17 protein-coding genes are annotated in these 21,988 nt (G+C 39.0%); 16 read left to right on the top strand and 1 reads right to left on the bottom strand.

Features of this window, described 5'->3' with window-relative positions; genetic code table 11:
• The 11 genes from MKY29_RS03810 to MKY29_RS03860 all read left to right on the top strand — a co-directional run bounded on the left by MKY29_RS03810 (nucleotide 1) and on the right by MKY29_RS03860 (nucleotide 14,988).
• On the top strand, nucleotides 1-483 hold the full coding sequence (locus MKY29_RS03810) for an ECF transporter S component (protein ID WP_241595121.1): 483 nt from the start codon (nucleotides 1-3) through the stop codon (nucleotides 481-483).
• Nucleotides 476-1,138 carry a hypothetical protein gene (locus MKY29_RS03815; protein WP_241595123.1) on the top strand — a complete coding sequence of 221 codons (663 nt, stop codon included), beginning with the start codon at nucleotides 476-478 and terminating at the stop codon, nucleotides 1,136-1,138. Before MKY29_RS03810 ends, MKY29_RS03815 begins: the two co-directional genes overlap by 8 nt.
• Nucleotides 1,139-1,597: 459 nt before the next feature.
• A complete protein-coding gene (locus MKY29_RS03820; protein WP_090565685.1) occupies nucleotides 1,598-3,754 on the top strand; it encodes a (Fe-S)-binding protein in 2,157 nt (718 codons plus the stop codon).
• A 157-nt stretch (nucleotides 3,755-3,911) separates the two neighbouring features.
• Nucleotides 3,912-5,120, top strand: coding sequence for an acetyl-CoA C-acetyltransferase (locus MKY29_RS03825; protein ID WP_241595125.1), 1,209 nt, complete (start codon nucleotides 3,912-3,914; stop codon nucleotides 5,118-5,120).
• Complete coding sequence (locus MKY29_RS03830) at nucleotides 5,117-5,968, top strand: 3-hydroxybutyryl-CoA dehydrogenase (RefSeq protein ID WP_241595127.1); 852 nt, start codon at nucleotides 5,117-5,119, stop codon at nucleotides 5,966-5,968. Before MKY29_RS03825 ends, MKY29_RS03830 begins: the two co-directional genes overlap by 4 nt.
• Before the next feature lie 14 nt (nucleotides 5,969-5,982).
• Nucleotides 5,983-7,119 (top strand): acyl-CoA dehydrogenase, encoded by a 1,137-nt coding sequence (locus tag MKY29_RS03835; RefSeq protein ID WP_090565679.1) that lies wholly within the window; start codon nucleotides 5,983-5,985, stop codon nucleotides 7,117-7,119.
• Between the two features lie 120 nt (nucleotides 7,120-7,239).
• Nucleotides 7,240-8,379 carry an acyl-CoA dehydrogenase gene (locus tag MKY29_RS03840; RefSeq protein ID WP_090565677.1) on the top strand — a complete coding sequence of 380 codons (1,140 nt, stop codon included), beginning with the start codon at nucleotides 7,240-7,242 and terminating at the stop codon, nucleotides 8,377-8,379.
• A 9-nt stretch (nucleotides 8,380-8,388) separates the two neighbouring features.
• Nucleotides 8,389-9,006: a TetR/AcrR family transcriptional regulator gene (locus tag MKY29_RS03845; protein ID WP_093493806.1), complete on the top strand. Its 618-nt coding sequence runs from the start codon at nucleotides 8,389-8,391 to the stop codon at nucleotides 9,004-9,006.
• A gap of 39 nt (nucleotides 9,007-9,045) precedes the next feature.
• Entirely contained in the window at nucleotides 9,046-12,303 is a 3,258-nt protein-coding gene (gene icmF / locus MKY29_RS03850) for a fused isobutyryl-CoA mutase/GTPase IcmF (protein WP_241595129.1), read from the top strand.
• Between the two features lie 337 nt (nucleotides 12,304-12,640).
• On the top strand, nucleotides 12,641-13,174 hold the full coding sequence (gene rpoE, locus MKY29_RS03855) for a DNA-directed RNA polymerase subunit delta (protein WP_241595131.1): 534 nt from the start codon (nucleotides 12,641-12,643) through the stop codon (nucleotides 13,172-13,174).
• Nucleotides 13,175-13,392: 218 nt separating this feature from the next.
• Complete coding sequence (locus MKY29_RS03860; RefSeq protein ID WP_090565671.1) at nucleotides 13,393-14,988, top strand: CTP synthase; 1,596 nt, start codon at nucleotides 13,393-13,395, stop codon at nucleotides 14,986-14,988.
• Between the two features lie 1,059 nt (nucleotides 14,989-16,047).
• Here MKY29_RS03860 and MKY29_RS03865 read toward each other — a convergent pair.
• Nucleotides 16,048-16,563: a DUF2529 family protein gene (locus MKY29_RS03865; protein ID WP_340879034.1), complete on the bottom strand. Its 516-nt coding sequence runs from the start codon at nucleotides 16,561-16,563 to the stop codon at nucleotides 16,048-16,050.
• Nucleotides 16,564-16,734: 171 nt separating this feature from the next.
• On the opposite strand from MKY29_RS03865, the gene MKY29_RS03870 reads away from it, so the two are divergent.
• The 5 genes from MKY29_RS03870 to glpX all read left to right on the top strand — a co-directional run bounded on the left by MKY29_RS03870 (nucleotide 16,735) and on the right by glpX (nucleotide 21,420).
• Entirely contained in the window at nucleotides 16,735-17,091 is a 357-nt protein-coding gene (locus tag MKY29_RS03870; protein WP_090565666.1) for a response regulator, read from the top strand.
• 207 nt (nucleotides 17,092-17,298) lie between these two features.
• The gene (locus MKY29_RS03875; RefSeq protein WP_241595135.1) at nucleotides 17,299-18,156 is read left to right on the top strand and encodes a class II fructose-bisphosphate aldolase; all 858 of its coding nucleotides are present in this window, start codon (nucleotides 17,299-17,301) and stop codon (nucleotides 18,154-18,156) included.
• Nucleotides 18,157-18,241: 85 nt separating this feature from the next.
• Nucleotides 18,242-18,889 (top strand): fructose-6-phosphate aldolase, encoded by a 648-nt coding sequence (gene fsa, locus MKY29_RS03880; protein WP_090565661.1) that lies wholly within the window; start codon nucleotides 18,242-18,244, stop codon nucleotides 18,887-18,889.
• 19 nt (nucleotides 18,890-18,908) lie between these two features.
• Nucleotides 18,909-20,186 carry a UDP-N-acetylglucosamine 1-carboxyvinyltransferase gene (locus MKY29_RS03885; protein ID WP_340879035.1) on the top strand — a complete coding sequence of 426 codons (1,278 nt, stop codon included), beginning with the start codon at nucleotides 18,909-18,911 and terminating at the stop codon, nucleotides 20,184-20,186.
• A gap of 271 nt (nucleotides 20,187-20,457) precedes the next feature.
• The gene (gene glpX, locus MKY29_RS03890) at nucleotides 20,458-21,420 is read left to right on the top strand and encodes a class II fructose-bisphosphatase (RefSeq protein ID WP_090565657.1); all 963 of its coding nucleotides are present in this window, start codon (nucleotides 20,458-20,460) and stop codon (nucleotides 21,418-21,420) included.
• The last annotated feature ends 568 nt before the right edge of the window (nucleotides 21,421-21,988 follow it).

Below are 21,988 nucleotides of genomic sequence, written 5' to 3' on the forward strand. Positions count from 1 at the left end.
ATGAAACTTCGATTACTAACACTTGCAGCTATGTTTTCAGCACTATGTGCAATCGGGGCATTTATTAAGGTTCCAGTTGGCATCGGAAGTGCAGCCATGGATACAGTACCTGCACTTATATCAGTATCCTTTCTGCCTCCAATTTATGCGGGAGCAGCATCGTTAATTGGTCATTTATCTTCCTCTTTATTTGCAGGGTTTCCGTTAGGTCCATTGCATTTAATCATTGCTGCAGAAATGTTCGTCATTTTATTCGTATACACTAAGTTACACAAAGCAGGGCATCATGCATGGAAATGGATATTCTTTATTTTTGCAAATAGTGTGCTAGCAACCCTTCCGTTTTACTGGATCATTTCACCGGCATTCTTTGCGGCGGCACTTCCAGGTATCACACTTGCGACTATACTAAATGCTTCAATTGCTATGATTGTCTCACCAGTGGTGGAGCGAGTAATGAAACGGATGAAAACTCATGCGTAATGCTATTTTATTGCCAAATGGCTTCGTTTTGACGACGGATAACTCCGCAGGCATCGGCGAAAAAAAGGCTGACATAGTTTCAACACCAGACGAAATCGTTTCCTATTTCGCAGCAAGAGTCGCATTACTAGAACAATGGGCAGCTGGTGCAACTCCAGTATCCATAGTAGTTCATAACTTCTCAGGAAATCAAAGCTGGGGCAAATATGTCGTCGGAATAGAAAAGCTATTTAACGAAGTCGGTGTAAAGTGCCCGGAAATTACCGGCAGCAGTGAGACGAATGTGGAAACGCTACAGTCAGCAATCGCTGTGACAATACTAGGTGAGCAACAAATTGAAAACTCTAATGAAATTCGCTGGTATGTTTATGGCAAGCCAAGTGTCGGTGAAGAAGTCATTAGCGATGGCGATAAAATCGCTGACTTGAAAAAAATTAGTGAAGCAATAAGTCGAGGGCTAGTGCATCAGGTGTGGCCAGTAGGATCTACCGGAATAAAAGGCGAATGTGAACGACTTGGGCTGAAAGACTGTTTAGTTGATTGGGATGTAGAAAAATCTGCAGGACCAGCTACAACTGTGTTACTTGGAATTGATATTATTAAAGAAAAAGAAGCAAAACTTCATTTTGGCGATTATTTTGAGGCTATCTCATAAGGAGATGGCTTTTTGTTTTGGAGAAATATGCTCCCTCTTTCGTATAAGGAGGATATTTAATAATTTACTTGCTCTCGCCAGTCATTTACTTGCGTTCTCCGTTGCTTTACTAGCTTTCAATATAGAAATACTTACGGATTGATTATGATTACTTGCGCTTGTATTGAATTTACTTGCTTTAAGGATAATTATTCCATAATTTTGATCTTGGAAAGTGGGAATCTCTCGTTTAAGTTGGCATTACTTTCGTATAGAACGTATTCCTACACGATAAATTTTTTACTTCAGTAAACATCCAATTTACAGAAAAAAATACAAAATTCGCATCAATCCGAATAAATAACTGTTGACTGAATGCTCATTCAGTTTTAATATGGAATTACTTATATATTAGTTAAAGAATCTAATGTATTATTCTATTCATAAAATCATTTTACAACTCAGAGGGGGAGAAATAAGATGAATCCATTGTTAATCGCAAACTGGGTACTGTTTATCGCAGTAGTTTTGTATGCTTTAGGATTGTTCGCATATTTGTTGAAAACAAGATATACGTACATCAAACTAGGGAAGAAAGTCGAATTTGAAGATAATGTGAAGGAAAGACTTCGCAAAATTTGGGTGTATGTTTTTGGTCAAAAGAAACTATTAAAAGATAAAAAGAGTGGAGCAATTCACGTTATGTTCTTCTATGGTTTCTTACTTGTACAACTAAGTGCTATTGATTTTATTTGGAAAGGCTTAGCACCTGGTTCACATTTACCGCTTGGACCATTGTATCCAGCGTTTACGTTTTTTGAAGAAATTGTTACATTAGTAATTTTAGTTGCTGTCGTTTGGGCATTTTACCGTCGTTATATTGAAAAGTTAGTTCGCTTAAAGCGCGGGTGGAAAAGTGGCTTGGTGCTAATTTTCATCGGCGGATTGATGGTTTCCGTTTTAGTTGGTAACGGTATGGCAATGATTTGGCATGGTCACGAAGCAACTTGGTCAGAGCCAGTTGCATCTTCTATGGCGTTTATTTTTGGCTGGTTACCTGAAGCTGCTGCAATAACGGTATTTTATATCATGTGGTGGGTACATTTATTATTCCTACTGTCATTCTTAGTGTATGTACCACAATCAAAGCATTTCCATTTAATTACAGGACCAGCAAATGTATACTTCCACCGTTTAGACAAAGTTGGTAGATTACGTCCGATCAATTTTGAAGAAGAGGAAAACGAAGACCCAGAAGCTGAAGAAGAAATGCCTTCGTTCGGGGTTGGTCGTATTCAAGACTTTACACAAGCACAAATGATTGACTTATACGCTTGTGTGGAATGTGGACGCTGTACGAATATGTGTCCCGCAACTGGAACAGGGAAAATGCTATCTCCAATGGACTTAATCGTGAAGCTGCGTGATCACTTAACATTTACTGGAGCAGTAGAAACGAAGAAAAAACCTTGGGTACCAGCACTAGCTTTCCAAGGAACAAAAGGCAATCAGCTTGCGATGGCTGCTGGAGCAGAAGGTGCAGTAATTGAAGATATTTATAGCCCATCTCTAATTGGAGATGTCATTACTGAAGAAGAAATTTGGGCTTGTACAACTTGTCGTAACTGTGAAGACCAATGTCCGGTTATGAACGAGCATGTAGATAAAATTATCGACCTTCGCCGATACCTAGTAATGACAGAAGGAAAAGTAAATCCTGATGCACAACGCGCAATGACGAATATCGAGCGCCAAGGAAATCCATGGGGACTTAATCGTAAAGAGAAAGAAAACTGGAGAGATGCTCGTCCAGATATCCATATTCCAACAGTGAAAGAAGTTTCAAAAGCGGGAGAAGAATTTGAATACCTATTCTGGGTTGGTTCGATGGGATCATTTGATAACCGTTCGCAAAAAATTGCATTATCTTTCGCACATTTGATGAACGAAGCAGGAGTGAAATTTGCTATTCTTGGTAATAAAGAAAAGAACTCTGGGGATACACCACGTCGCTTAGGGAACGAGTTTCTATTCCAAGAGCTTGCAGGATCAAATATTTCAGAATTTGAAAAAGCAGGGGTAACGAAGATTGTCACGATCGACCCACATGCATATAATATCTTTAAAAATGAATATGGTGATTTTGGATGGAACGGAGAAGTGCTCCATCATACAGAAATGCTATATGATTTAGTGCAAGAAGGTCGCTTGAAACCGCAATACGCAGTGGAAGAAACCATTACTTTCCATGATTCATGTTACTTAGGACGCTACAATGATGTATACGATGCACCTCGTGAGGTATTAAAAGCAATCCCTGGCGTTAAGTTAGTCGAGATGGATCGCAATCGCGAAACGGGTATGTGCTGTGGAGCTGGTGGCGGACTGATGTGGATGGAAGAACATGTTGGAAACCGTGTGAACGTAGCTCGTACAGAACAAGCATTAGAAGTAAATCCAACAATTATATCTTCTGGATGTCCTTATTGCTTAACAATGTTATCAGATGGAACGAAAGCGAAGGAAGTTGAAGAAACAGTTGGCACATATGATATTGCTGAACTTCTGGAGAAATCGGTATTTGGAGAATTCATTCCACCTGTGGAAGAGGAAGATTTAGAGCCTATCGTTCAATAGTATATTGCAAATAGTCTTATAGTTTCGTAAACTATTATTAAATAGCAAGGGAGTAAATTTTACTCCCTTTTTTCTTACTAACGAAATCGAGCGAGCGTTCAGTCGTTTTTTATTTTTTACAAAGTTGAAAGCGCATACAACGAAAAGGGGGATCTACATGACAAAAACAGTTATTTTGGATGGAGCACGTACGGCTTTTGGTAAGTTTGGAGGAGCATTGAGTGCTTTAACTGCCTCAGATCTTGGCGGAGTAGCAATTAAAGAGGCACTAAATCGTACAGGCATTAACCCTGAGCAAGTGGATGAAGTAATAATGGGGACTGTTCTACAAGCAGGCCAAGGGCAAATACCTTCTCGACAAGCAGCAACTAAAGCAGGAATTCCCTGGTCAGTAAAAACAGAAACAATCAATAAAGTATGCGCCTCTGGAATGCGAAGTGTCACACTTGCAGATCAATTGATCAGACTTGGTGACGAGGAAATAATTGTAGCAGGGGGCATGGAATCGATGTCCAATGCACCTTACTATTTACCAAAAGGTAGATTCGGCTTGCGCATGGGGGATGCGACTATGGTCGACGGTATGGTTTATGATGGTCTGTCATGTTCATTCCATCCTAAAAATGTTCATATGGGGACATACGGAAATTCGACAGCAGAAGCGTTTGAACTATCTCGTGAAAAACAAGATGCTTGGTCGTTTAGAAGCCATGATCTTGCATTGAAAGCTATGGATAATGGGGTTTTAGAAAAAGAAATTGTTCCAGTCGAAATTTCGCAGCGCAAAGGTGAACCAATCGTTGTAAAAGAAGACGAATCACCACGTCGTAATACATCATTAGAATCCCTTGCTAATCTAAAGCCAGCATTCGGAAAAGAAGGAACAATCACTGCAGGTAATGCACCCGGTATTAATGATGGTGCTTGTGCAATCGTATTAACTAGCGAAGAAAAAGCGCTGTCACTTGGAAAAGAAGCACTAGCGTATGTTCTTGGGCATGCAGAAGTAGCAATTGAACCTGAAAAATTCCCTCAAACACCTGGATTAGTAATTAATAGAATCCTAGAGAAAACAGGTAAAACATTAGAGGATATCGATCTATTTGAAATAAACGAAGCATTTGCAGCTGTTGCATTAGTGAGTAACCAGTTAGCTGGTTTAGACGAAGAAAAAGTAAATGTAAATGGTGGAGCAGTTGCACTTGGTCATCCAATAGGAGCATCTGGTGCACGAATCATATTAACTCTTGCATATGAATTAAAGCGACGTGGCGGTGGTATCGGTATCGCAGCAATTTGTTCCGGTGGCGGTCAAGGAGATGCCATCATGATCGAAGTTCCAAAAACAGGAGGCAATAAAGCATGAATATCCAAAAAGTATTGGTAATAGGAGCAGGTCAGATGGGATCTGGAATTGCTCAAGTATGTGCTCAAGCAGGATTTGACGTAAAACTGAATGATCGTGAACAACAATTCTACGATCGTGGTATCCATACAATTACTAAAAATCTTTCTCGCAATGTTGAAAAAGGTCGAATGACGGAAGATGAAAAACAATCAGTTCTAAATAAAATTACAATGTCACTATCTATAGAAGATGCTAACGATGTTGACCTAGTGATTGAAGCTGCGGTCGAAAATATGGAAATCAAACAGTCTATTTTCAAACAACTAGACGAAATTACACCGGCTCATACAATTTTGGCTACAAATACGTCCTCTTTACCGATTACAGAAATTGCTGCTGCAACGAATCGTCCAGAGCAAGTAATTGGGATGCATTTCATGAATCCTGTTCCGGTAATGAAGCTAGTGGAAATCATTCGTGGACTCGCTACATCGGATGAAGTATATACAGCTATTGAAGAAATGACGAAGAAACTAAACAAAGTTCCAGTAGAAGTAAATGACTTTCCTGGATTTGTATCTAACCGCATTTTAATGCCAATGATCAACGAAGCAATCTACACACTATATGAGGGTGTTGCAACGAAAGAAGCTATTGATGATGTGATGAAAATGGGGATGAATCACCCAATGGGACCCCTACAACTAGCGGACTTTATAGGTCTAGACACTTGCCTCTACATTATGGAAATCTTACATGAAGGATTTGGCGACAGTAAATATCGTCCATGTCCGTTGTTACGTAAATATGTGAAAGCCGGATGGCTAGGAAAGAAAACAGGTAGAGGTTTTTATATCTACGAATAAAAGGGGCATTTAAGATGGAATTAAAATTTACTGAAGAACAACTAATGATGCGCAACATGGTCAGGGATTTTGCTAAAACAGAAATTGAACCTTTTATTGAACAAATGGAGCAGGGAGAGTTCCCTCGAGATATTTTGAAAAAAATGGGAGAACTAGGCTTGATGGGCATCACCGTTCCAGAACAATATGGTGGCTCTGAAATGGATTTTACAAGCTATGTAATTGCAATTAACGAACTTTCAAAAGTGAGTGCGGTAATAGGGGTAATACTTTCCGTTCATACTTCAGTTGGAACAAATCCAATATTATATTTTGGTAATGAACAACAAAAAGAGAAATACATTCCGAAGCTTGCGACTGGTGAATATTTAGGCGCGTTTTGCTTGACGGAGCCATCTGCGGGATCTGATGCAGGCGCTTTGAAAACAAAAGCTGTCAAAAAAGATGACTACTATGTATTAAACGGCTCTAAAGTATTTATTACAAATGGGGGAGAAGCAGATGTAAATATTGTTTTTGCATCGACTGATTCATCACTTGGTTCAAGAGGTATTACGGCATTTATAGTCGAGAAGGATACACCGGGATTCATCGTTGGAAAAGATGAACAAAAAATGGGTCTCCATGGATCTAGAACTGTCCAGCTAACATTTGAAGATATGAAAATACCAGTTGAAAATAGACTTGGTGAAGAAGGTGAAGGCTTTAAAATAGCGATGGCCAACCTAAACACCGGGCGTATTGGAATTGCAACACAAGCACTAGGAATTGCAGAAGCCGCTTTCGAAGCCGCTGTTGGATACGCAAAAGAGCGTGTGCAGTTCGGTAAACCAATCGCAGCGAATCAAGGGGTAGGGTTCAAGCTTGCTGACATGGGAACTGCAGTGGAAGCAGCAAGATTACTAGTCTACCGCGCAGCTAGCCTTCGTGAACAAGGACTTCCTTGCGGCAAAGAAGCATCGATGGCAAAACTATTTGCTTCCAAAACAGCAGTAGACGTTGCGATTGAAGCAGTTCAAGTATTTGGTGGTTATGGTTATACAGAGGATTACCCAGTAGAACGTTATTTCCGTGACGCAAAAATCACCGAAATTTACGAGGGCACAAGTGAAATTCAACGCATCGTAATCGCGAAGCACTTAACTCATTAACAATTTGAAAAGCAATTCTATTATAAAATAGAGATTATCGGAAGAACATAAGAATCCGAGAGACCCATCAAGTTGCTCCAAAAAACAACCAAACTTAAACCAAAAAAGGCGGGATATACAATGAATTTTCAACTATCGGAAGAACATGAAATGATTCGTAAAATGGTAAGAGACTTTGCAGAAAATGAAGTAGCGCCAACAGCTGCAGAACGAGACGAAGAGGAACGTTTTGACCGTGAGATTTTCGACAAAATGGCTGAGTTAGGTTTAACAGGAATTCCTTGGCCTGAAGAGTACGGTGGAATCGGTTCCGATTATCTTGCATATTGTATCGCTGTAGAAGAGCTTTCACGTGTTTGTGCGTCTACAGGCGTAACTTTATCTGCACATACATCGCTTGCAGGTTGGCCGATTTTCAAATATGGCAATGAAGAGCAAAAACAAAAGTATCTTCGTCCAATGGCTGAAGGTTCAAAAATTGGTGGGTATGGTTTAACTGAAGCAGGTTCTGGTTCAGATGCAGGCGGTATGAAAACTACTGCAAAATTAGATGGCGACCATTATGTATTAAATGGCTCTAAAATATTTATTACGAATGGTGGAATTGCTGACATATACGTTGTCTTTGCAGTAACAGATCCTGAATCCAAGCATAAAGGAACTAGTGCATTTATCGTAGAAGCAGATTTCCCAGGATTCTCTGTTGGTAAAAAAGAGAAAAAATTAGGAATTCGTTCGTCTCCAACAACTGAAATTATTTTCGATAATTGCCGCATTCCTAAAGAAAATCTTCTTGGTGAAGAGGGGCAAGGGTTCATTATCGCTATGAAAACATTAGATGGCGGACGTAATGGCATTGCTGCACAGGCTGTAGGAATTGCACAAGGTGCACTAGATGCATCGGTAAATTACGCGAAAGAACGTGTTCAATTTGGTAAACCGATCGTTGCAAACCAAGGGGTATCTTTCAAGCTTGCAGATATGGCAACATCAATAGAAGCATCTCGTTTACTTACATATCAAGCTGCTTGGTTAGAGTCAAATGGTCTACCATATGGCAAAGAGTCGGCAATGGCTAAACTGATGGCTGGTGATACTGCGATGAAGGTAACAACTGAAGCTGTTCAAGTATTTGGCGGATACGGTTATACGAAAGATTATCCGGTAGAACGTTATATGCGCGATGCAAAAATTACGCAAATTTACGAAGGAACACAAGAAATTCAAAGATTAGTAATTTCTCGTATGTTAACTAAGTAATCGATGTCTATGGAAAAGAAACATGAAGTAAAGACATCGGTGAAAGATGAGAATCTTATTGAAAAAAGAAGAGAGCAAATGATTCGTGCAGCTGTTACTTTATTCAAAGAAAAAGGGTTTCACCGCGCAACTACAAGAGAAATAGCTAAAGAGGCTGGCTTTAGTATAGGGACTTTGTATGAATATATTCGTACAAAGGAAGACGTTCTCTATCTGGTTTGTGACAGTATTTACAATGAAGTGCACAACAGATTGTCGCAAATTACTTTAGAAAATGGTACTGCAGAAGACTTAAAAACAGCTATCCGTCACTACTATGGCGTAATCGATGATATGTCAGACGAGTTCGTAGTTATGTATCAAGAATCTAAGTCACTCCCAAAAGGTGCGCTGGAATATGTACTAGCGAAAGAATTAGAAATGGTCGAAATATTCCATAAAATAATTATTGGCTGTATTCAAGCACGGGAACTTGAATTAACAGACGCACAGGCACATCTTTACGCACATACATTAGTCGTTCAAGGACAAATGTGGGCATTCAGAAGATGGGCACTGCGCAAGGAATATACGATTGACCAATTCACAGAGCTACAAATCGAATTATTACTTCATGGGATGAAATAAAACAAACACGTTCACATACAAACAAGGGGGAATATCAGCATGTCTACTGTAGAAGTATATCGTCCAAAAAATCATGTGCGATTCGTTACAGCATCCAGTCTTTTTGATGGACATGATGCATCCATTAATATAATGCGTCGCATTTTACAGGCTAGCGGAGCAGAGGTTATTCATCTAGGACACAACCGCTCTGTAGAGGAAGTAGTAAATGCTGCAATTCAAGAGGATGTACAAGGAATCGCCATATCTTCCTATCAAGGAGGGCATGTTGAGTATTTTAAATATATGAAAGACTTACTCGTCGAGCGTGGTGCGCCACATATCCGTATTTTTGGCGGGGGCGGCGGAGTAATTATTCCGAAAGAAATAAAAGAACTACAAGAATATGGTATTTCCGGCATTTTCTCACCAGAGGATGGCCGTAAATTAGGATTACAAGGAATGATCAATCAAATCCTAATGGAATGTGATGTAGCAACAGAACCAAAAGGGGTAAAAGAAGAAATTGCAAACGTTACTACGGAGAATCCAGAGGTACTTGCCCATTTAATCACTGTAGCAGAAGAGGCACATCAAACGCATAATGAAGAAGCGGTTGAAATGCTAAAGCAAGCAAAGCAATTATCCAAAGGTACTCCAGTACTTGGTATTACAGGTACTGGTGGAGCGGGAAAAAGTTCGCTCACTGATGAATTAATTCGCCGTTTCCTACAAGAGCTTCCAGATAAAAAAATTGCTGTTCTATCTATTGATCCAACAAAGCAAAAAACAGGTGGTGCCCTATTGGGAGACCGAATTCGTATGAATGCAATATTCAACAAGCGTGTATTTATGAGAAGTCTAGCTACTAGAGGCTCTCGTACAGAATTATCAGGAGCACTTGCTGATGTATTAGACGTTGTAAGAGTTGCTGGATATGACATGATTATTGTAGAAACTAGTGGAATCGGACAAGGGGATGCGGAAATTACAAATGTATCGGATGTATCGATGTATGTAATGACCAGCGAGTTCGGAGCACCTTCTCAATTAGAGAAAATAGACATGATTGACTATGCTGATTTAATCGTTATCAATAAATTTGAGCGTAAAGGGTCAGAAGATGCACTTCGCCAAGTGCAAAAGCAATATCAACGTAGTCGAGAGCTTTGGCATGATGATCTAGATACGATGCCTGTTTATGGAACCATTGCAAGTCAGTTTAATGATAAAGGAACAAATTCATTATTTGCAGCACTTGTTGCTACGTTAAATGAAAAGACAGGATCTGCCTGGGAGACATCTTACGACCAATTTGTGAAAACACAAAAGCAGAACGTTATCATACCGAATGATCGCCGCTATTACTTACGTGAAATTACGGATGCTGTCCGAGGATATCATCGCAAGTCTGAAGAACAGGTTGGCTTTGCAAGAAGACTTTTCCAGCTTGAAGGTGCAATCGAGCAAGTGAAGGAAAAAGCTTCAGACGACGTACTAGTCCAATCTCTCGAATCATTAGCTACAGGTGTTCGGGATGAACTGACTGCAGAATCTAAACGTATTCTAGAAAACTGGGCTACTTTAAAAGAAGCTTATACTGGGGACGAATTTATCACAAAGATTCGAGATAAAGAGATTCGTACAATTCTTCGTACAGAAAGCTTATCAGGAATAAAAATTCCAAAAATAGTACTTCCTCAATTCGTAGACTTTGGAGAAATTTTACGCTGGGTATATAAAGAAAATGTACCAGGTTCATTTCCTTATACGGCAGGTGTTTTTCCGTTTAAACGAGAAGGAGAAGACCCGAAACGTCAATTTGCAGGAGAAGGAACACCTGAACGAACAAATCGTCGTTTCCATTATTTATCGAAGGATGACGATGCGAAACGCTTATCGACTGCATTTGACTCGGTGACACTATATGGAGAAGATCCTGATCATCGTCCGGATATATACGGAAAAGTTGGAGAGTCTGGTGTTAGTATTTGTACATTAGAGGATATGAAGAAGTTATATGATGGCTTTGACTTATGTGCACCTTCTACATCTGTTTCAATGACGATAAATGGTCCAGCTCCAATTATTCTAGCGATGTTCATGAATACAGCGATTGATCAGCAAGTACGTCTAAAGGAAGAAGAACTGGGACGTACACTTACTGTAGATGAGTTTACACAGGTTAAGACTACTACATTACAGGTTGTTCGAGGAACTGTTCAAGCAGATATATTGAAAGAGGATCAAGGTCAAAATACATGTATTTTCTCAACGGAATTTGCACTTCGAATGATGGGGGATATTCAACAATATTTTATTGACCAAAAGGTTCGTAATTATTATTCAGTGTCTATTTCGGGGTATCATATTGCAGAAGCAGGGGCAAACCCAATTTCGCAACTGGCATTCACGCTGTCGAATGGCTTTACTTATGTAGAGTACTATTTAAGCCGCGGCATGCATATAGATGACTTTGCACCTAACTTATCGTTCTTCTTCTCGAATGGATTGGATCCAGAGTATACTGTTATTGGACGCGTTGCTCGTCGTATTTGGGCAGTTGTAATGCGTGACAAATATGGCGCAAATGAACGCAGTCAAAAGCTGAAATACCATGTACAAACATCTGGTAGAAGCTTACACGCTCAAGAAATTGACTTTAACGACATTCGTACGACGTTACAAGCATTGATGGCACTTCAAGATAACTGTAATTCGCTTCATACGAATGCTTATGATGAGGCAATTACAACTCCTACAGAAGAATCAGTCCGTCGTGCAATGGCGATTCAGATGATTATTACAAAGGAGCATGGACTTTCGAAAAATGAAAATCCTCTACAAGGTGCTTTCATTGTAGAAGAAATGACAGACCTAGTAGAAGAAGCTGTTCTATCTGAATTCGATCGTATTAATGACCGTGGTGGTGTACTTGGTGCAATGGAAACGCAATACCAAAGAGGAAAGATTCAAGAAGAATCTATGCACTACGAGATGAAAAAACATACTGGCGAGCTGCCTATTATCGGGGTAAATACTTATTTAAATCCTAATCCTGCTTCCGAAGAGGATATTAATAATATGGAAATAGCCCGCGCAACAAAAGAAGAAAAAGAAACACAAATAAGCAATCTTCGAAATTTCCAACAAAAAAATGAAGCTGAGGCAGAAGAAGCTCTTGCTCGCTTGAAGCAAGTTGCTGTTACTGGCGGTAACATTTTTGAAGAGTTAATGACAACTGTTCAAAAGGCAAGTCTTGGTCAAATCACGCATGCTTTGTATGAAGTTGGCGGACAATATCGTCGAAATATGTAAAAGATTGGTTACAGAAAAATAAAGTTTAGTGTTCCGATGATTATCGGAACACTTTTTTCCTATTTTTTTGTATAATATACCTAGTATGTAGTAAAGGAGAAGTTGGATGAAAAAACCTGTTCACATTTTGGTCATTATAATTCTCTTACTACTTACTATTTTTCTATATAACAAACAACTAGCCTCAATTCCATTGCTTTTAATATCGTTTTATTTGTTTACTGTTGTAGGAAGTAAAATTTCTCTTTTCAAAAAGAATAAATGAATGTAGCATATAACATACTTGTGTGTATATAATGAAAAGTATGCAAACGAACATAGAAAGGACGTGCACGATTTGAAATTTCGTGAAATGACAACAACACAACTACAAGAAGAATCGTTAATCGATCTAGCATTTGCGATTTTAGAAGATAAAAAAAACTCATTAACATTAAAAGAATTATTTGATGACATTCAACATTATAATGGGCTTACTGATGAGGAAATGGCTTCTCGCAAACCTCAATTCTATACAGATATGAATATTGATGGGCGCTTTTTGGCAATTGCTGAAAACCAATGGGGCCTTAGAGAATGGTATCCAGTAGAACAAATTGAAGAAGAATCAGCGCCTACCGTAAAAGTTCGTAAAAAGAAAGATAAGGTAGTAGATGATGATTTAGAAGATTTAGATGAGGACGAAATCGTATTCGAAGAAGAATTCGACGAGTTTGTAGAAGATGACGATGAGGACGATGACGATGACGACGAACCAGTTATCGAATTTGTAGAAGAAGACATTGATGAAGTGATTGAAGAAGACTTAATCGATGAAGACGATGATGAGTTTGAAATCGATGAGGAATTAGACGAAGAAGACGAAGAATAATTCTTGACTTATTTTCTTAAACGCTATAAGATTTTATTGGGCTCTTTTTGAAGAGACATTACTCATGTGCATATGCGCTCCCCTGCAAAGAAGCAGGCGGAGCGTTTTTTTGTTATTGCTACACTCTTATTTATTTGAATGTTTAACGCATACTAAATAAGACAATGTTCTCATCGGTTGTGGTGGAGGACTAGATATTACATTAGGAGGAACACATAATGACTAAATTTATTTTTGTTACTGGTGGGGTTGTATCTTCACTTGGCAAAGGGATCACGGCTGCTTCACTTGGTCGTTTATTAAAAAATAGAGGACTAAACGTAACGATCCAAAAATTCGATCCTTACATCAACTTAGATCCTGGAACAATGAGTCCATATCAACACGGAGAGGTTTTCGTAACAGATGATGGAGCAGAAACAGATTTAGATTTAGGTCACTACGAGCGTTTTATCGACATCAACTTGAACAAATACTCTAATATTACAACAGGTAAAGTGTACTCATCTGTATTAAGAAAAGAGCGTCGTGGAGATTATAATGGTGGAACAGTTCAAGTAATTCCACATATTACAAATGAAATCAAAGAGCGTTTATTCTTAGCTGCAAAAGAAACGCATGCAGATATCGTTATTACTGAAATCGGTGGAACAGTAGGAGATATCGAATCTCTTCCATTCCTAGAAACTATCCGTCAAATGAAACGTGACGTTGGTAGCGATAATGTAATGTATATTCATTGTACTTTAGTGCCATTCATCAAAGCTGCAGGAGAAATGAAAACAAAACCGACACAACATAGTGTTAAAGAATTGCGTAGTCTAGGTATTCAACCAAACGTAATTGTACTTCGTTCGGAAATGCCAGTTCCTCAAGATATGAAAGATAAAATCGGGCTTTTCTGTGATATTAAACCAGAAGAAGTAATTGAATGTATTGATGCGGATTCTTTATATGAAATCCCATTAAATTTACAGGCACAACATTTAGATCAAATTGTAGTGGATCATTTCAAACTTCAAACACCTGAAGCAGATATGACAGATTGGATCGGCTTAGTAGACCAAGTAAAATCATTGTCGAAAAAAGTTCGTATTGGTTTAGTTGGTAAATACGTAGAGCTTCAAGATGCATACATTTCAGTAGTAGAAGCAATGAAACATGCTGGCTACAAATTTGATGCAGACGTTGAAGTGAAATGGGTAAATGCTGAAGAAGTGAATGAAGCAAATGTTGGGGGAATCCTTGGCGATGTAGACGGAATTCTTGTCCCTGGTGGATTCGGAGACCGTGGAGTAGAAGGAAAGATTGCTGCTACTAAATTTGCGCGCGAAAACAATGTGCCATTCTTAGGTATTTGTTTAGGTATGCAATTGGCAACAGTTGAATTTGCACGTTCTATTCTTGAACTTCAAGGAGCACATTCTACAGAGTTAGATCCAACAACTCCGCATTCTATTATCGATTTATTGCCAGAACAAAAAGATGTAGAGGACCTTGGAGGAACACTTCGTTTAGGATTATATCCATGTAAATTAACGCCAGGTTCAAAAGCTCATCAAGCATACGGAGAAGAACTTGTATACGAACGTCATCGTCATCGTTACGAGTTCAACAACGAGTACCGTGAGCAATTCGAAGCAGCAGGATTTGTGTTCTCTGGTACAAGCCCAGATGGTCGCCTAATCGAAATCATCGAGCTACCAGATCACCCATTCTTCGTAGCTTCTCAGTTCCACCCGGAATTTGTGTCGCGTCCACAACGTCCACAACCACTATTCCGCGACTTCATCAAAGCATCAGTTGGTGAGTAGAAAAACGTAAGCGCCTATGTCAGCACCGATAAGCGTTGGAAGAATAACGGTAAAGGCGGCCTTTGCCTTTATCCGGTATTCTGAAACGACTCGAGGTGCTAGGCGCTATAGCTGGCCAATCTAGAAATGTGAAAGACGCCGTTTAGCTGCGAAAAGCGCTGGAGGACTTGAAAGGAAAGGCGTATTTTGCCTTAACTAAAAGTCTGAAGCGATCGAGCAGCTGGAGTCTGGAACTGGACAAAGTAGAAAAGCGGAAGCGCCTATGTCAGCCCCGACAACGTTCTTCTGCGACGAACTTTGCGCAGGAGCAAGCGTTGGAAGAATAACGGTAAAGGCGTCCTTTGACTTTATAGGGTATTCTGAAACGACTCGAGGTGCTAGGCGCTGTAACTGGCCAATCTAGCAATGTGGAGGGCGCCGTTTAGCTACGAAAAGCAGAAGTGCCAATATAGATTATAAAAGAGGATTACTCATGTTAATGAGTAATCCTCTTTTTTTACTTACTCAACAGATTCTGTAGATTCTGGACGAATGTGTGCTGCCGCAAGTACGCATTAGCCTCCATAATAATTGAGTTTGATTGTATGAAATTTCCATTCCGCAAGTAAATCTTCATCAAGAGCAAGTAAATGAAGAAGGAAAGCAAGTATCTAACGTAGGACAGCAAGTAAATCTCTTATGAAAGCAAGTAAACGAAACGACACCGCAAGTAAATGATAATGTATATGATTTTCTCATGTAATTATTTAAACCTGAATGTGCGCAATCACTAGCTTGACATGCGCATCTTCATCCCATTTTAATAGTCTCATTCTTCTTCCTCATGCGCTTTGAATATTTCTAAAAATAAATTAAACAATATACAATTCCACAATAGTCAAAAGCTTTACTTGCTTACAACTATTGTATACTTGCTTTCAACGAGAAAATACTTGCTCCAAGAACTTGCTTACTTGCGTTTGACTTAACAAAACTAGCGCTGAAGTAGCAAATACTTGCAAAATAGAAAATTATACAAAAAACGCCTAAAGAAAAAATTCTTTAGGCATTTTTTGTGAACTATTCACCTATTAACATCTCGTTTAACTTCATCTTCACTGCTTCGTATACGAATAAACCACTTAAAGCATGCGGGAGCACAATACGGGTTCCATCTTCGGTGGGAAGGAGTCCTTTTGTGAGTTTTGTTGAAATATATGTATACGCAAGATCAGCTAGCATATTATCATGGCCTTCTGGTTCTGCTGCTAATGCACCAAAAGGAATACATTTCTCACTCAATTTTTTAGCTAATGCTAAAGCTTCTTCGTCATAACAGGAACGAGTAAGAATCCAAACACGGTCAGTGCTAGTTAATTCGATTTCGGGTAACCAGGTTTGCATTGATGGAAAAGGCTCTGCTGAAAGTTGTGCATTAATCGAAATACTTTTCATTTCCCCAAAAGTAGCGAAAAAAACTGTTCCCTCTCTAGCAGCGGCTTGTGCAAGTAGACGAGCAGTTTCCTCAATATTTTCTTCCTCTGAACTAGAGATTCTTTGCATTAATCCAGAAAGTTGCGTTGTTAACATTTTCATCGTAATTCACCTCTCATTTATTATAAAACAAAGTTTGTCATTCCGTATGCTATAACTTTTAGTGGGTATTAGAACAGAAAGAAATGGAAATTTTTTTAAAAAAAAGAGGGAAAGCACTAGCCGATATCGTATAATACAATATGGGATTAATAAAGAAAGGGTTTGCATGTCATGAAACATATCTTAATAGTGGATGATCAGTTAGGAATACGATTATTGTTGAAAGAAGTGTTTACACAAGAAGGATATGAAGTCAGTTTAGCAGCAAATGGGTATGAAGCTTTAGAACTTATAAATGAGCACAAAATTGATGGAGTTTTACTAGATATGAAAATCCCAGGTATGGATGGAATTCAAATTCTAAAATTAATCAAAGAACAATGGAGCGATCTCCCCGTCATGATGATGACCGCATACGGAGAGTTGAATTTCATAGAACAAGCACAGAGATTAGGAGCCTCTCTTTATTTCACTAAGCCATTTGATGTTTTTGAACTAAGAGATTCTGTTAATAATCTCCTGAAATAAGTTGGAACAGCAGGCAGTGGAAAACATCGCCTGTTTTTGTTATGATGTAGGAAGAAAGTAGAAGATACCATTTAGTTACTACATAGGACTGCTGTTGCTTGTTTTACACAGGGAAATTCCTACTTCAGTCTACTGGTGTCCGCAGTAAGTCAAATAGAAATAAAGATAATTTTGGAGTGCAAAAGCAAATAGAGGAGGTCCATTTCAATGGCTTTAGTTTCGATGAAAGAAATGCTGGAAAAAGGGAAAAGAGAAGGATACGCTGTAGGGCAATTTAACATTAACAATTTAGAGTTCACACAAGCAATCCTGTTAGCAGCTGAGGAAGAAAAATCACCAGTAATACTAGGTGTATCTGAAGGTGCTGCAAAATATATGGGTGGCTTCGTTGCAGTCGTATATATGGTAAAAGGACTAATCGAGTCTTATAAAATTTCCGTACCAGTGGCTATTCATTTAGATCATGGTTCTAGCTTTGAAAAATGTAAAGAAGCAATTGATGCTGGGTTCACATCTGTAATGATTGACGCTTCTCATCATCCGTTTGAAGAAAACGTTGAAATTACAACTAAAGTTGTAGAATATGCACATGCGCGCAATGTTTCTGTGGAAGCTGAACTGGGAACAGTTGGAGGACAAGAAGATGACGTTATTGCGGATGGAGTTATTTACGCTGATCCTGCAGAATGTGTAGAGCTTGTAAAACGTACAGCAATCGACTGTTTAGCTCCCGCTTTAGGTTCTGTTCATGGACCATATAAAGGAGAACCAAACTTAGGTTTCAAAGAAATGGAAGAAATTTCAAAACTTGCTGATCTTCCACTTGTTTTACACGGTGGAACAGGTATACCAACACATGATATAACACGTTCTATTTCACTTGGAACTGCGAAAATCAATGTAAATACAGAAAACCAAATTGCTGCAACTAAAGCGATTCGTGACTTTTTAGCTTCTGATGCAGAGCAATATGATCCACGTAAATATTTGACACCTGCACGTGATGCTATTAAAGCAACAGTAATTGGCAAAATGCGTGAATTTGGAAGCTCAAACAAAGCCTAATAATAAGTAAGAAAAATAGCTACAGGGGAGAAGTGTTCAAAAGAACCTTCTCCTGTTTTTCCATCATGAGGAGGATATTATTCATATGAAATTTTTTATCGACACAGCCAACTTTGACGAAATAAAAGAAGCACACGCATGGGGTATTCTATCAGGAGTAACGACGAATCCATCGCTAGTAGCAAAAGAAAATATCTCATTCCACGATCGCCTTCGTGAAATTACCGCGTTAGTAGATGGTTCAGTGAGTGCGGAAGTAATAGCTCTAGATGCTGAAGGTATGATTAAAGAAGGTAGAGAACTTGCTGCCATTGCACCGAACATTACTGTAAAACTACCGATGACTCCAGAAGGTCTTAAAGCTTGTTCTGTATTCCGTTCTGAAGGTATTAAAACGAATGTAACACTTATTTTCAGTGCTAACCAAGCACTGCTTGCTGCACGTGCCGGGGCAACTTATGTATCACCATTTTTAGGACGTTTAGACGATATCGGTCATGATGGGATGGAATTGATCGCAAAAATTGCACAGATTTTTGATATTCATAATATCGATACTGAAATTATTGCAGCTTCAATTAGACATCCACAACATATTACGGATGCTGCTTTAAACGGTGCACATATTTCAACAACACCTATAAAGGTACTAAAACAACTATTCAATCATCCTTTGACAGACAAAGGAATTGAAGGATTTCTAGCGGATTGGAACAATCGTAAAAGCGAGTAACAAGACGAAGGAGAACTGTATGGAAGTTTATAAAATAAAAGGGGGACAACGCCTTCAAGGAACCATTAAAGTAAGTGGTGCAAAAAATAGTGCAGTAGCACTTATACCTGCTTCTTTATTGGCAAATTCCCCTGTAACTATTGAAGGTTTACCAGAAATTTTAGACGTTTGGACGTTAAAAGAAATTTTAGAAGAAGTAGGAGCTAAAGTAACATTTGAGAATGGAACAATGACGATTGATCCGACAAATGTGGGGGATATGCCTCTTCCGAATGGTAACATTAAGAAACTTCGTGCGTCTTACTATTTGATGGGTGCCATGCTTGGAAGATTCAACAAAGCAGCAATAGGGTTACCTGGCGGTTGTCACCTAGGACCAAGACCTATAGATCAACATATTAAAGGCTTCGAAGCATTGGGCGCATCGGTGTCAAATGAACATGGAGCTATTTATCTACGTGCGCAAAATTTAGTTGGCGCAAAAATCTATTTAGATGTTGTAAGTGTAGGTGCTACCATTAATATTATGCTGGCAGCTGTTAAAGCAAAAGGTCGTACGATTATTGAAAATGCAGCAAAAGAACCAGAAATTATTGATGTAGCAACTTTACTATCTAATATGGGTGCGAATATCAAGGGTGCTGGGACTAATGTTATCCGGATTGACGGTGTAGAAGAATTACATGGTACAAAGCACACGATTATTCCCGATCGTATTGAAGCCGGCACATTTATGATAATGGCAGCAGTCGCTGGAGACGGCGTGACCATTGACAATGTGATTCCTTTTCACGTGGAGGCGTTAACTGCCAAGCTTCGCGAAATGGGTGTGAAGGTGGAAGAATACGAAGAAAAGATTGTAATCCCAAAAGTGGAAGAAATGTTACCTGTCGACGTAAAAACATTGGTATATCCAGGTTTCCCGACTGATTTACAACAACCCTTTTCTGTATTGATGACCCAAGCAACAGGTACTTCTGTAATCACAGATACTATTTATTCTGCTCGATTTAAACAAATCGATGAACTGCGTCGGATGAATGCTAATGGTCGTGTGGATGGAAGAACAGCAATCATTACAGGCCCAGTAAGCTTAGAAGCTGCTACCGTTCGTGCAAGTGATCTTCGTGCTGGCGCAGCGCTTGTTCTTGCGGGGTTAATCGCCGATGGGGAAACTGAAATTCAAGATATTTTTCATATAGAACGTGGGTATAGCTCATTAGTCGATAAGCTTCAAGGACTAGGTGCAGATATTAGACGGGTAGAAATAAAAGAAATTGAAGTAAATACCGATTAATATTCTATCGATAATTTGATTCACATATATAGGATGCACTAAATAGTTACACATATATTTGCTTGTGACTTTTTAATTAGCCGTAATTGTTGTGTATGCTGGAACGAAAAAGCAATTGTCAATGTCGAAGGTTAGATTTCTTGTATTCGTGTGATATAGATGCATTTTATTGATAATTGTCACTTATTAAATTTGACAAATATGCTACAATGGTACAGGAAGAAATACAGTTCGGAATTCGGATATCGCAAAACTGGAGGCTTATATTATTATGGAACGTAGTTTATCAATGGAATTGGTTCGAGTAACAGAAGCAGCAGCAATCGCATCTGCACGTTGGATGGGTAGAGGGTTAAAAAATGAAGCGGATGATGCAGCAACAACTGCAATGCGTACAGTTTTTGACACAATTCCCATGGAAGGCGTAGTTGTAATCGGAGAAGGAGAGATGGACGAAGCGCCGATGTTATATATCGGTGAAAAACTTGGTCTTGGAAGTGATGGTCCTCATGTAGACATCGCAGTTGATCCTTTAGAAGGTACAAATATCGTAGCGTCAGGCGGTTGGAATGCACTTGCGGTACTTGCAGTTGCCGATCGTGGAAACTTACTTCATGCTCCAGATATGTATATGGATAAACTTGCTGTAGGGCCTGAATCTGTAGGTTTAGTTGATATTAACGCATCAGTTTTAGATAATCTAAAAGCAGTTGCTCGTGCAAAAAATAAAAACATTGAAGATGTTGTGGCTACTATTCTAGGCCGTCCTCGTCACCAAAAAATCATTGATGAAATTAGAGCAGCTGGAGCACGTATAAAGCTAATTACAGATGGTGATGTTGCCGGGGCTATTAATACAGCATTCGATGATACAGGTGTAGATATTTTATTCGGAATGGGTGGGGCTCCAGAGGGAGTTATATCTGCTGTCGGATTAAAATGTTTAGGTGGAGAAATTCAAGGGAAACTTGTACCACAAGACGAGGCAGAGCTAGCGCGTTGCATCAAGATGGGTCTTGACGTAAATAAAGTTTTACGTATGGAAGACTTAGTTAAAGGTGATGACGCCATTTTTGCGGCAACAGGTGTTACCGATGGAGAACTTCTTCGTGGAGTACAATTCAAAGGTGCCTTCAGTTCAACACATTCTATCGTTATGCGTGCTAAATCAGGTACAGTTCGATTTGTTGAAGGTCGTCACAGCTTAAATAAAAAACCAAATTTAGTTCTATAAGAAAAGCGTCAGATGCCGCTCAGCAGTGAAAAACACTGGAAGACTTTAAGAAAAGACGCCCTAGGTCTTTTCTTAAAGTCTGGAGCTTGGTAGCGAGTAAGCGTAAGCGCCTACATAGGAGTACAGACTAAGTTCGCAACATCGTGTCGCGCCGAACGTTTGAAGCACATCCTGTGACCACTCGAAAAGCGCTAGAAGTATTCAATAAAGGTGTTCTTTTCCTTTGTACGCAAGACTGAAGCTGGACAGATAATTATTAATAAGTATATACTGTCTAAATATGTAAAATAAGAATCTTTCCTTATGTTTTACCCTGTGACCAATCCAAGGACGTCGGGTAACCTCTTATAAAACTTCTTTCTTCAACATCTCAATTATTAGAAAACGAGTCAATTTCATAATTACTTAATTCAATTAAAAAACACGAGTATTTACGTGATAATATAATTGTTTTTTCGTTTTTATAAAATTCGATTTTGTTGATTGGAGCTTAAGATAGCTTCTCCAGTGAGTACAGGAGGAACTGAAAGCCCAGCAGGAACGTTTAAGAGAAACAAAAGGCAAAGTA

Origin of the sequence: Psychrobacillus sp. FSL K6-2365, assembly GCF_038003165.1 — a bacterium.
Classification (GTDB): Bacteria; Bacillota; Bacilli; order Bacillales_A; family Planococcaceae; genus Psychrobacillus; species Psychrobacillus psychrodurans.